General features: G+C 73.7%; 10 protein-coding genes. 8 read left to right on the forward strand and 2 right to left on the reverse strand.

Annotation, left to right across the window (positions count from 1 at the left end; translation table 11 throughout):
• Window positions 1–111: 111 nt before the first annotated feature.
• Window positions 112–609 carry a transcription elongation factor GreA gene (gene greA / locus AB0L34_RS29645; protein WP_357462509.1) on the reverse strand — a complete coding sequence of 166 codons (498 nt, stop codon included), beginning with the start codon at window positions 607–609 and terminating at the stop codon, window positions 112–114.
• A 152-nt stretch (window positions 610–761) separates the two neighbouring features.
• Window positions 762–1,196, reverse strand: coding sequence for a DUF4307 domain-containing protein (locus AB0L34_RS29650; RefSeq protein ID WP_363708454.1), 435 nt, complete (start codon window positions 1,194–1,196; stop codon window positions 762–764).
• 192 nt (window positions 1,197–1,388) lie between these two features.
• Here AB0L34_RS29650 and mca point away from each other — a divergent pair, with 192 nt between their 5' ends.
• The 8 genes from mca to AB0L34_RS29690 all read left to right on the forward strand — a co-directional run bounded on the left by mca (window position 1,389) and on the right by AB0L34_RS29690 (window position 12,298).
• A complete protein-coding gene (mca, locus tag AB0L34_RS29655) occupies window positions 1,389–2,270 on the forward strand; it encodes a mycothiol conjugate amidase Mca (protein ID WP_363708456.1) in 882 nt (293 codons plus the stop codon).
• A 48-nt stretch (window positions 2,271–2,318) separates the two neighbouring features.
• Window positions 2,319–2,612 (forward strand): hypothetical protein, encoded by a 294-nt coding sequence (locus AB0L34_RS29660; protein WP_363708458.1) that lies wholly within the window; start codon window positions 2,319–2,321, stop codon window positions 2,610–2,612.
• 247 nt (window positions 2,613–2,859) lie between these two features.
• Window positions 2,860–5,322: a bifunctional diguanylate cyclase/phosphodiesterase gene (locus AB0L34_RS29665; RefSeq protein WP_363708468.1), complete on the forward strand. Its 2,463-nt coding sequence runs from the start codon at window positions 2,860–2,862 to the stop codon at window positions 5,320–5,322.
• Window positions 5,323–5,399: 77 nt separating this feature from the next.
• Window positions 5,400–7,451 (forward strand): thioredoxin domain-containing protein, encoded by a 2,052-nt coding sequence (locus AB0L34_RS29670; protein ID WP_363708460.1) that lies wholly within the window; start codon window positions 5,400–5,402, stop codon window positions 7,449–7,451.
• 76 nt (window positions 7,452–7,527) lie between these two features.
• Complete coding sequence (locus tag AB0L34_RS29675) at window positions 7,528–8,709, forward strand: 5-(carboxyamino)imidazole ribonucleotide synthase (RefSeq protein WP_363708462.1); 1,182 nt, start codon at window positions 7,528–7,530, stop codon at window positions 8,707–8,709.
• A 29-nt stretch (window positions 8,710–8,738) separates the two neighbouring features.
• Window positions 8,739–9,230 carry a 5-(carboxyamino)imidazole ribonucleotide mutase gene (purE, locus tag AB0L34_RS29680; protein WP_363708470.1) on the forward strand — a complete coding sequence of 164 codons (492 nt, stop codon included), beginning with the start codon at window positions 8,739–8,741 and terminating at the stop codon, window positions 9,228–9,230.
• A gap of 325 nt (window positions 9,231–9,555) precedes the next feature.
• Window positions 9,556–11,766, forward strand: a complete 2,211-nt coding sequence (locus AB0L34_RS29685) for an MMPL family transporter (RefSeq protein WP_363708464.1) — start codon at window positions 9,556–9,558, stop codon at window positions 11,764–11,766.
• A gap of 103 nt (window positions 11,767–11,869) precedes the next feature.
• Complete coding sequence (locus AB0L34_RS29690) at window positions 11,870–12,298, forward strand: protein-tyrosine phosphatase family protein (RefSeq protein WP_363708466.1); 429 nt, start codon at window positions 11,870–11,872, stop codon at window positions 12,296–12,298.
• The last annotated feature ends 120 nt before the right edge of the window (window positions 12,299–12,418 follow it).

The following is a 12,418-nucleotide window of genomic DNA, read 5'->3' on the forward strand; positions in this document are numbered from 1 at the left end:
TTTTGGGGGCTGTGGGGTGCCACCGGTCGGTGTCACGCCTCAGCGGGGTGTGCGGAGCGTCGCCCGGCTCCCACCGCCGCGCGGCGGCGTGCGAGTGCCGGGCGGTGCGGATCAGCCGGAGAACGGCTCGAAACCGACCACGGTCACCTTGATGTCGGCGCCGCTGGGGGCCGTGTAGGTGCAGGTCTGACCGGCCCGGCCGCCCAGGATCGCCTTGCCCAGCGCCGACTCCGGGCTGTAGACCGTCAGGTCGGTGGTCGACGCGATCTCGCGGGAGCCGAGCAGGAACGTCTCGGTGTCGTCCTTGTCGTCGTCGAAGTAGATCGTGACGACCATGCCGGGGGACACCACGTCGGCTGTCGGCGCCTCGCCGACCTGCGCGGTGCGGAGCAGCTCCTTCAGGTAGAGGATGCGCCCCTCGGCCTTGCCCTGCTCCTCGCGGGCGGCGTGGTAGCCACCGTTCTCCCGCAGGTCGCCCTCCTCGCGCCGGGCGTTGATCTCGGCGGCGATGACCGGCCGGTTGGCGATCAGCTCGTCGAGCTCGGCCTGGAGCCGGTCGTATGCGTCCTGGGACAGCCAGGTGGCGGGCGCCTCGTTGCCAGTGGACACAGGCGGTCTCCTCAGATGTGCGTGCTGGCTGACAGGTGAACCTCCAAGCTACCAGTGCGGTACGACACGGGGGTGTCGACGATCACCGGCGGCACCCCGTCCGGCGCCGCCGTGTCGCCTGTGCCGGCGCGTCCGGCCCGCGTCGTGGCTGCTCAGGCCGGGGGCCGGCAGCGCACCACCTCGCCGATGAAGGGGCGGGCACTGGTGACCAGCCGGTGCTGCGCCGTCACCTGCCGCTGGCCCGGCCGGGCGGTCACCGTGACCTCTTCCCTCGCCACCTCGGCGCCGTCACGGTTCCGGGCGCGCAGCAGGCACACCGCCGACCCGCCCTCGGGCACGGTGACCTGGAAGTCGACCAGCACCTGGCTGTCGGTGATGCCGGTGTAGGTGATCACCTGGGCGTCGTAGTTCGGGTCGCCGTACTGCCGGTAGAGCCGGACCGCGACCAGGCTCAGGGCCGCGACGAGGGCGATCACGAGCAGCGCCGCCAGCAGCGGCCGGCGGCGGCCGCGTTCCCGGCGGCGGCCGTACCTGCCGGGCGGGAAGGCCGGCGCGCCCGGCGGAAGTGTGGCGTGCGTCTCGGTCACCGGCGGGTATCTCCTGGCGTTGTTGTCGGCGGCATCGGCAAGAATGGCAGAGTTCCATCTTCCCAGCCCGTCCCGTCGTCAAGAATGACACGTCGGCACCGCCAGGTCCCGGCGCGGGGGGAGGATGCCGGCAGGTCAGCCGGGCGGTCCCGCGGGGGGTCCGCCGGCCGCCAGAGACGAGGAGCGCCGACGTTGGCAGAGCGACTGCGACTGATGGCCGTTCACGCACACCCTGACGACGAGTCGAGCAAGGGTGCCGCGACCACCGCGAAGTACGTGGCCGAGGGGGTCGACGTCCTGGTGGTCACGTGCACCGGCGGCGAGCGCGGCAGCGTGCTCAACCCGAAGATGGACCGGCCCGACGTCTGGGCCAACATCGCCGAGATCCGCCGGGGCGAGATGGACGCCGCGCGGGCCATCCTCGGCGTCGAGCAGGCGTGGCTCGGCTTCGTCGACTCCGGTCTGCCCGAGGGCGACCCGCTGCCGCCGCTGCCGGAGGGCTGCTTCGCCCTCCAGGACGTCGAGGTGGCGGCCGGCCCGCTGGTGCGGCTGATGCGCGAGTTCCGCCCGCACGTCGTCACCACGTACGACGAGGAGGGCGGCTACCCGCACCCCGACCACATCATGACGCACAAGATCAGCGTGGCGGCCTTCGACGCCGCCGGCGATCCGGAGCGCTACCCGGAGCTGGGCGAGCCGTGGCAGCCGCTCAAGCTCTACTACGACATCGGCTTCTCGAAGGGCAAGATCATGGCCCTGCACGAGGCGATCCTCGCCACCGGCCGGGAGTCGCCCTACGCGGAGTGGCTCACCCGCTGGGAGGACCGGCCCGACAAGGGCCCCCGGATCACCACCCGCGTGGAGTGCGCCGACTACTTCCCGGTCCGCGACGACGCGCTGCGGGCCCACGCCACCCAGATCGACCCGGACGGCTTCTGGTTCCACGTGCCCATGGAGGTGCAACGGCGCGCCTGGCCCACGGAGGACTTCGAGCTGGTCCGCTCGCTGGTCGACAGCCCGCTGCCCGAGTCCGACCTTTTCGCCGGGGTGCGTGAGACGGTCCATGCCCGCTGATCCGGCGGGCGGCTACGCTGGTCACCAACCGCACACCGGAGGAACGCCATGCTGACCGCTGCACAGGTGCTCGCCCAGAACAACTTCGGGGACACCCGCTCGGGTGGCCTGGCGGGGCCGATGGGCCTCTTCCTCATCCTGATCCTGGGGACGGCGACCGTCCTGCTGATCCGCAACATGAACGCCCGGCTGCGCCGGCTGCCCGACCGGTTCCCCCAGCAGGGGCCGTCCGTCGACGCGCACCGGGCGGACTCGGCGGTCGTCGATCCGACAGACGGGACGCCGGCGCAGGATTCATCCTCGGACGCCCCCAAAGGGCGTCAGCAGCGCCGCAACGGGTAGTCCACGCATGATTCACGTCGAACCGGGTCGTCGCCCCCTGTTGCGGCCACCCGGTTTGCCTTAGCCTTCCGCCGGGGGACCAAGAGTTCCCGAGCCGTGCGCGGAAGGGGGCGCCGATGACCACCACAGCAGCGGCCGCCCGGCGTACCGGCGATCGGCCCGTGGGCGGAGGGGATCGGTGACGTCCGGCAGGGCCGGCGAGCCGCCCGACCGGCTCGACGACCGCGGCACCCCGCCGCGGCTGCTCCTGCTCACCGCCGCCGTCGCGCTGACCGCCCTGGTCGCCGCCGCGGTGGGGTGGACCCTGCCGACGCGCCTCCCCGCCGACGACGCGCTCGGCGGGCCGGCCCGGTTCGGCATCGCCGTCGTCGTGTTCGCCGTCGCCCAGCTGGCCCGGCTGCGGTTCCGCACCGCCGCCGGAATGGTGAGCATCACCTGGGGCGAGGCCGCGCTGATCATCTGCCTCTACCTCGCGCCCGCCGGCTGGCTGCCCTCCGCCACGCTCCTCGGCGCCGGGCTCGCCTGGTCGGCGATGTCGCTGCTCGGCGACCGCCGGCCGGTGCTGGAGGTCGTCCGGATCACGGCCTCGCTGACCGCCGCCACCGCGCTGGCCGTTTCGGTCACCACCGCGCTCGGCCGGCCGCTGCTGGCCGCGCCGACGCCGGGGCTCGCCCTGGCCGTGATCGCCGGGTCGGTCACCTACCTGCTCGCGACCGCCTGGCTGGGCGGGGCCACCCTGGCGCTCCGGCACGGCATCCCGGTCGCCCCGCCGCTGCTCGCCGCGCTCCGCGGCAAGCTGCTGATGTTCGTCGGCAACGTCGCCGTCGGGCTGGTCGTGGTGGCGCTGCTGGAACTCGACGCGCGCTGGCTGCTGCTGCTCCCGCCGCCGCTCTGGCTGCTCCAGCAGACCTACCGGCACCGGCTCCGCGCCGACCAGGAGCGCCGCGCCTGGCGGGCCTTCGCCGAGGCCACCGCCGCGCTCAACCAGCTCGACGAGCGGGGCGTCGCCACCGCGGCGGTGACCGGGGCGCTGACGCTGTTCAACGCCGAACTCGTCGACGTCGACGTCGCCCGGGGCGACGGTCGGTGGCGGCGCTACCGGGGCGACCCGGGTGGTCACCTGGTCGACCGGGAGGTCGCGCCGCCGGGCCGGACCGAACCGGAGGAGCACGAGCTGGTCCGCACCCTCACCGTGGGCGCCGCCCGGGTGGGCGAGCTGCGGGTCCGCTTCCCGCGCTCGGCCCCGCCCAGTGCCCGGGAGCGCGACGCCGTGGCAGCGTTCGGCGACGCCCTCGCCGCCGCCCTGCACGACGCCGCCACCCACCGGGAGCTGCGTCTGGTGACCGCCCGCTCGTCGTACGAGGCGGTGCACGACCAGCTCACCGGGCTGGTGAACCGGTCGGCCATGCTCAGCAAGGGCGACCAGGCGCTGCGACAGCTCGCCCACGACCATCCGGTGGCGCTGCTGCTGCTCGACATCAACCAGTTCAAGGAGGTCAACGACACCCTCGGGCACGCCGCCGGCGACCAGTTGCTGCGCTTGACCGCCAACCGGCTGGGAACCCTCGCCCGCCCCGGGGACCTGCTCGCGCGGCTCGGCGGCGACGAGTTCGCCCTGCTGCTGACGTCGGTCCCGGTGCTCGGCGACCGCGCCGCCCCGATGGCGTACGCGCTGCGGCAGGCCCGCGAGATCGCCGAGCGGCTCGCCGCGCCGACCGAGGTGGCGGGGGTCCGGATGTCCGTCGAGGCCTCCGTCGGGGTGGTGGTCGCCGACGCCGGCACCGCCGACCTGACCGAGCTGCTGCGCCGGGCCGACATCGCGATGTACCAGGCCAAGGAGGGCGGCGGCAGCGTCGCCGCGTACGACGCCACCAGGGATGCCGCCAGCACCGACCAGCTGGCCCTGCTGGCCGAGCTGCGCGAGGCGCTGAAGGCCGACGACCAGTTGGTGCTGGCGTTGCAGCCCGCGGTCGACCTGGCCACCGGCGCGCCGACCGGGGTGGAGGCGCTGATCCGCTGGCGGCACCCGCGCCGGGGCTGGCTCGGCCCGCACGACTTCATCCGGCCGGTGGAAAACAGCGAGCAGCTCGGCAGCTTCACCCGCTACGTGCTGGACAAGGCGCTCGCCGTCGCCGCCGGCTGGGCCCGGGACGGGGTCGACGTGCCGATCTCGGTCAACCTGTCGGCGCGCAGCCTGCTCGACCCCCGCCTGCCCGCCGAGATCGCCGAGGCGCTGCGGCGGCACGAGGTGCCGCCGGACCGGCTGGTCCTGGAGATCACCGAGACGGTGGTGATGAGCGAGCTGGAGGTCATCGACGAGGTGCTCACCACGCTGCGGTCGATGGGCGTGCAGCTCGCGGTGGACGACTTCGGCACCGGCTTCTCCTCGCTGACGTTCCTCACCCGGATCGCCGTGGACGAGCTCAAGGTGGACCGTTCCTTCGTGATCCGGATGGCCGACTCGCCGGAGGCGGCGGCGATCGTGCGGACGACCGTCGGCCTGGCCCACGAGTTGGGGCTGCGGGTGGTCGCCGAGGGCGTGGAGACGGCCGAGCAGCGGTCCGCCCTGGCCGAGCTGGGCTGCACGGCCGCGCAGGGTTACCACTTCTTCAAGCCGATGCCGGCCGACAAGATCGGCGCGGTGCTGGGCACCCTGCTCGACGAGGCCCGGCCCAACGTCTTCCCGCTGCGCGCCGACGGCGCCTCCTGACCCGGCCCGGCGCACCGCACCACCCGGGCGGGCGCGGAGCGCGGGCGGGCGGGGCACCGGCTCGTTATGGTCGTCGGGTGAACCGACTCGCTGACGCCACGAGCCCGTACCTCCTCCAGCACGCCGACAACCCGGTCGACTGGTGGCCGTGGTGCGCCGAGGCGTTCGCCGAGGCGAAGCGCCGGGACGTGCCGGTGATCATCTCGGTCGGCTACGCCGCCTGCCACTGGTGCCACGTGATGGCCCACGAGTCGTTCGAGAACGAGCAGGTCGGCGCCCTGATGAACGACGACTTCGTCTCGATCAAGGTGGACCGCGAGGAGCGCCCCGACGTCGACGCCGTCTACATGACCGCCACCCAGGCGATGACCGGGCAGGGCGGCTGGCCGATGACCGTCTTCGCCACCCCGGACGGCACCCCGTTCTTCTGCGGCACCTACTTCCCCCGGCCCAACTTCGTCCGGCTGCTCCAGTCGGTCGCCACCGCCTGGCGGGACCAGCGGGACGCCGTGATCACGCAGGGCGCCGCCGTGGTCGAGGCCGTCGGCGGAGCCCAGGCCGTCGGCGGCCCCACCGCGCCGCTGGACGCCGCGCTGCTCGACGCCGCGGCCGAGCAGCTCGGCAGGGAGTACGACGAGGTGAACGGCGGCTTCGGCGGCGCGCCGAAGTTCCCGCCGCACATGAACCTGCTCTTCCTGCTCCGGCACCACCAGCGCACCGGCTCGGCGCGGAGCCTGGAGGTCGCCCGGCACACCTGCGAGGCGATGGCCCGCGGCGGCATCTACGACCAGCTCGCCGGCGGCTTCGCCCGCTACTCGGTCGACGCGCACTGGACCGTGCCGCACTTCGAGAAGATGCTCTACGACAACGCGCTGCTGCTGCGGACGTACACCCAGCTCTGGCGGCTGACCGGCGACCCGCTGGCCGCCCGGGTCGCGGCCGAGACCGCCGCCTTCATGATCGACGACCTGGGCACGCCCGAGGGCGGCCTGGCCTCCGCGCTGGACGCGGACACCGAGGGCGTCGAGGGGCTCACCTACTCCTGGACCCCGGCCCAGCTCGTGGAGGCGCTGGGGGAGGACGACGGCCGCTTCGCCGCCGACCTGTTCGCCGTCACCGAGCAGGGCACGTTCGCCCCTCATTCCGCCTCCGCGCCGCAAGACGGCGCTCCGGACGGAAGGAGGGGCGTCGAGCACGGCACGAGCGTGCTGCGGCTCGCCCGGGACGTGGACGACGCCGCCCCCGAGGTGGCCGCCCGGTGGGAGCGGATCCGGGCCCGGCTGCGCGAGGTCCGCGACACCCGGCCCCAGCCGGCCCGGGACGACAAGGTGGTCGCCTCCTGGAACGGGCTCGCGGTCACCGCGCTGGTCGAGCACACCGCGCTCACCGGCGACCCGGTCACCGCCGCCGCCGCGATCCGGATCGGCGAGGTGCTCGCCGAGCGGCACATCGTGGACGGGCGGCTGCGCCGGGTCTCCCGGGCCGGCGTGGTCGGCGAGCCGGCCGGCGTGCTCGAGGACCACGGCTGCGTGGCCGAGGCGTTCTGCGCGCTGCACCAGCTCACCGGGGAGGGACGCTGGCTGACGCTGGCCGGTCGGCTGCTCGACGTCGCGCTGGAGCGGTTCGCCGCCCCCGGCGGCGGGTTCTACGACACCGCCGACGACGCCGAGCGGCTGGTCACCCGCCCCGCCGACCCCACCGACAACGCCACCCCGTCCGGGCGCTCGGCGATCGTCGCGGCACTGGTCGCGTACGCGGCCCTGACCGGTGAGACCCGCTACCGGGAGGCCGCCGAGGCCGCGCTGTCGACCGTGGCGCCGATCGTCGGCCGGCACGCCCGGTTCACCGGCTACGCGGCCACCGTCGGCGAGGCGCTGCTCTCCGGGCCGTACGAGATCGCGGTGGTCACCGACGAGCCGACCGGCGACCCGCTGGTGGCGGCGGCGCACCGGCACGCCCCGCCCGGCGCGGTGATCGTGGCGGGCCGCCCGGGACAGGCCGGGGTGCCGCTGCTCGCCGACCGGCCGATGGTCGACGGGCGGCCCACCGCGTACGCCTGCCGGGGTTTCGTCTGCGAGCGCCCGGTGACGACGGTGGAGGACCTGGTCGGCCAGCTCGGCCGGCGCTGAGGCCACGGCGGCGGCGGTGTGCGATCGGCCATCCGGCGGGGCGGGGGACGGGTCGCCCGGATAGGCTGGCGCCGCTATGGATTCCCGTACCGGTCTGCCTGTTGTCGGCATGGTGGGTGGTGGCCAGCTGGCCCGGATGACCCACCAGGCCGCGATCGCCCTCGGCCAGTCGCTGCGCGTGCTCGCGCTGGCCCCCGACGACGGCGCCGCGCTGGTCGCCGCCGACGTCCAGTACGGCGACCACACCGACCTCGCCGCGCTGCGCACCTTCGCCAAGGGCTGCGACGTGGTCACCTTCGACCACGAGCATGTCCCCACCGAGCACATCCGGGCGCTGGCCGCCGAGGGCGTGAAGCTCTTCCCGCCGGCCGACGCGCTGCTGCACGCGCAGGACAAGCGGGTGATGCGGGAGCGGCTCGGCGAGCTGGGTGCGCCGAACCCGGCGTGGCGACCGGTCGCCGAGCCCGCCGACCTGGTGGCCTTCGGCGACGAGACCGGCTGGCCGGTCGTGCTCAAGGCGGCCCGCGGCGGGTACGACGGCCGGGGCGTGTGGCTGGTCGGCGACGCGGCGCAGGCCGCCGAGCTGGCCGCGACGCTGCTCGCCGGCGGCACCCGGCTGATCGTCGAGGAGCGGGTGCCGCTGCGCCGGGAACTCGCCGTGCAGGTGGCCCGCTCGCCGTTCGGGCAGGTCGCCGCGTACCCGGTGGTCGAGACGGTGCAGCGGGACGGCATCTGCGTCGAGGTGCTCGCCCCCGCGCCGGGCCTGCCGGAGGAGCTGGCGGTCGCCGCCCAGCAGCTCGCCATCGACCTGGCCACCGCGCTCGGCGTGGTCGGCCTGCTCGCGGTGGAGCTGTTCGAGGTCGCGGACCCGACCGCGCCCGCCGGCAGCCGGATCGTGGTGAACGAGCTGGCGATGCGGCCGCACAACTCCGGGCACTGGACCATCGAGGGCGCGCGCACGTCGCAGTTCGAGCAGCACCTGCGGGCGGTGCTCGACTACCCGATGGGGGACACCTCGCTGACCGCGCCCGTCGTGGTGATGGCGAACGTGCTCGGCGGCGAGCCGGGCGGGATGTCGATCGACGAGCGGCTGCACCACCTCTTCGCGGCGGAGCCGGGCGCCAAGGTGCACCTCTACGGCAAGCAGGTGCGACCCGGCCGCAAGATCGGGCACGTCACGGTGCTCGGCGACGACCTGGACGACGTACGGACGCGGGCCGCGCGGGCCGCCCGCTGGCTGCGGGAGGGACACCAGTGAGCGGGACCGGTGAACGTGCGGACGCCGCTGTGGGCACCGTCGGGCTGATCATGGGCAGCGACTCGGACTGGCCGACCATGAAGGCCGCCGCCGAGGTGCTGGCCGAGTTCGAGGTGTCGTACGAGGTCGGCGTGGTCTCCGCGCACCGCACGCCGACCAAGATGATCGAGTACGGCCGCGCCGCCGTCGACCGGGGCCTGAAGGTCATCATCGCCGGGGCCGGTGGCGCCGCGCACCTGCCCGGCATGGTCGCCTCGGTGACGCCGCTGCCGGTGATCGGCGTGCCGGTGCCGCTCAAGCACCTCGACGGCATGGACTCGCTGCTCTCCATCGTGCAGATGCCGGCCGGCATCCCGGTCGCCACCGTGTCGATCGGCAACGCCCGCAACGCCGGGCTGTTGGCCGTACGGATCCTGGCCGCCGGCGATCCCGCCCTGCTCGACCGGATGGCGGCCTACCAGGCGGACCTGGAGCAGTTGGTGGCCGAGAAGGACGCCGCGCTGCGCGCCTCCCTCGCCTGACCTGCGCCCTCGGCGCTGTCGCGCACGGGACGGGCCGGCCGGCCGATGGTGGCGCCGGTGATCGGCCGCGCGCCGACCACACCGAACGGAGTAGCGCGGCCTCCTGAGCCCGCGTGGGGGTGCGGATTTCCGTACCCGGCCGTTGGGGTCGACCCTCTGCGGTCGGCGGTCGACCTCATGGTCCGGGCCGCTGTGGATCCATAGCGTCGTCGACATGAGTTTGTGGCATGCGTCGACACACGCTGGTGATCCTGCCGCTGGCCGGGTGCACCGCCAGCCAGGGCAGGACGAGCCTGTTCGCGGCGGTCCGGTCGGGGGACGGCCGATGATGCCGGGTGCCGGCGGTCACGCACCGGCGCGCCACCAGCGGCACGGCGTCCGTGCGCCCCTCCCCACGCGGGTCGGCCGTTGGAGCGCCAACCATCCCTGGCTCGCGATCACCGCCTGGCTGTGTTTCGTGGTGGCCAGCGTGGTCGGTGGCAGCCTGGTCGGCACGGTCGAGGCCACCAGCCAGGACAGCCTGCACGGGGAACTGGCCCGCGCGGACCGCATCGAGCAGGCCGGAGCGTTCCCCGATTCCCCGGCGGCGGAGAGCGTCCTGATCACGGCGCGGACCGGCGAACTCGATCCCGGCCGCGCTCAGGCCGTGGCGATCGACCTGTCCGCGCGTATGCGCGCCCTGCCCGACGTGGCGAAGGTGGCCGACCCGGTCACCTCCCCCAACCGTCAGGCGGTGCTGGTCGAGGTGGAGATGGCCGGTTCGGCGGACGACGCCGACGCGCGGGTCGGGCCGCTGCTGCGGGCCACCACGCAGGCGCAGCAGCGATATCCCGACCTCCGGGTGGAACAGGTGGGATCGGGCTCCCTGGCGAAGGCGCTGACCGAGACGCTGGCGGCGGATTTCGTCAAGGCGGAACTGATCAGCGTGCCGGTCGCGCTGGTGATCCTGCTGTTCAGCTTCGGCGCGTTGATCGCCGCCGGCGTACCCGTCGTGCTGGCGTTGTCAGCCGTGGCCGGCGCGATGGGACTGGCCCAGTTCGCCTCGCACATCTTCCCGGCCGGCGAGCTGGTCAGCAGCATCATCCTGCTGATCGGCATGGCGGTCGGCGTCGACTACTCGCTGTTCTACCTCCGCCGCGAGCGGGAGGAACGGGCACGTGGGCGCGACCATCGCAGCGCGGTCGAGATCGCAGCCCGCACCTCGGGGCATGCCGTACTGGTCTCCGGCGTCGCCGTCATGGCCGCCATGGCCAGCCTTTTCCTGGTAGGTGACAACACGTTCAGCTCGATGGCGACCGGCTCGATCCTGGTCGTCGGGATGGCCATGATCGGATCCCTCACCGTCCTGCCCGCGATCCTGGCCGCCCTCGGGCGGTGGGTGGACCGGCCGCGTGTGCCGATTCTCGGCCGGCGGATCCAACGGGCGGAGCACAGCCGCTTCTGGGCGGCGGTCCTGCGGCCAGCGCTGCGCGCGCCGCTGGTGACGTTCGTGATCTCCGTCGGAGTGCTGGTCGTCGTCGCCGTCCCGGCACTGGGGATGAACCTCAAACGGCCGACCTCCACCGACCTGCCCCGCTCGATCCCGATCCTGCGCACCTACGACCGCCTGGCCCAGGCATTCCCCAGCAACGACCTCGGTACCAGCCACCTGGTTGCGATCCGCACCGACGACGCCGGCGGACCGGCGGTGGAGCGGGAGATCGCCGCGCTCGCCACGCGGCTCAAGGGGGACAGCCGGTTCGCCCAGGACCGCCCCCCGACCGTGCGCAGGTCCGCCGACGGCACCGTGTTCCTGGCCACCGTCCGCGTGGCGGGCACCAGTGGCAGCGACGTGGCGACGCAGTCGCTGCGCCGGCTGCGTACCGAGTTGCTGCCGCGGACGGTCGGCACGGTCCCGGACACGGAGTGGGCGGTGGCCGGCCGTACCGCCAGCGACGCCGACTTCCGTGACCGCATGGCTGCCGCGCTGCCGCCGGTCGTCGCGTTCGTACTCGCCATGACCTTCCTGGTCATGCTCGTCACGTTCCGCTCGGTGGTGGTGGCGTTGACCTCGATCCTGCTCAACACGATCTCCGTGGCCGCCTCGTACGGACTGCTGGTGCTGGTGTTCCAGCACACCTGGGCGGAGGACCTCCTCGGGTTCACCTCCAACGGCGCGGTCGTGTCCTGGCTGCCGCTGATGCTGTTCGTCATCCTCTTCGGGCTCTCGATGGACTACCACGTGTTCGTCGTGAGCCGAATCCGTGAGGCGGTCCAGCGCGGCGTGGCGACCCGGCAGGCGATCGAGCAGGGCATCGTCTCATCGGCGTCCACGGTGAGCAGCGCCGCGATCATCATGGTCGCCGTGTTCTGCATCTTCGCCACCCTGTCGATCGTCGAGTTCAAGCAACTCGGCGTGGGGCTCGCCGCCGCGATCCTGATCGACGCCACCGTCATCCGCGCGGTCGTCCTGCCGTCCCTCATGCGACTGCTCGGCGAGGCGAACTGGTGGGCCCCGCGATTCCTCGCCGGCCGCCGTCCAGCCGGGACGACATGATCCGAGACAACATGAGCCACGAAGGACCGGCCGGACGGCACAAGCTCGATCGAGAGGAGGACGGGCACCCCGACCCGCGAGGGTGCGGCGGCCCTGACGACGAATGACCACTTCATGGGACCCCACGGCGCCGGGCGTGTTCCGGCTGCCCTCCGGCCGACTCGTCCGCGGCCGGGCCCTCAGCCGCCCGCTCCCGCAGGGCGCGCAGCCCACCTTCGCGCTCTACCTCCTCGGTCGCCAGCCGACCCCGGTGGCGTGGGAGCACCGATGGCTGCGCTGGCCCGACTTCTGGCTGCCGTCGGACCGTGCCGCGACCGCCGACGCGTTGCGCGAGGCATGGGCTCGTGCCGAAGACGGACGCGTCGAGGTCGCCTGCGGCGGTGGGAAGGGACGCACCGGCACCGCCCTCGCCTGCCTCGCCGTGATCGACGGGGTGCCCAACGACCAGGCGGTGGCCTACGTCCGGCAGCACTACGCCGCACGGGCCGTCGAGACCCCCTGGCAGCGCCGTTTCGTCGCCCGGTTCCGGTAGCCACGTCGCGTCTCCGCCTCGCCCGGCGGTAGCCGGCCCGCCACGGGTCGAGCCGGGCCAGCAGGCCGTCGACGAGGGCTTGCGGGGACGGGCGGTGAGGTCGGCGGCCACAGGCTGGCC

This window comes from Micromonospora sp. NPDC052213 (assembly GCF_040679695.1).
In the GTDB taxonomy this organism is placed as follows: domain Bacteria; phylum Actinomycetota; class Actinomycetes; order Mycobacteriales; family Micromonosporaceae; genus Micromonospora.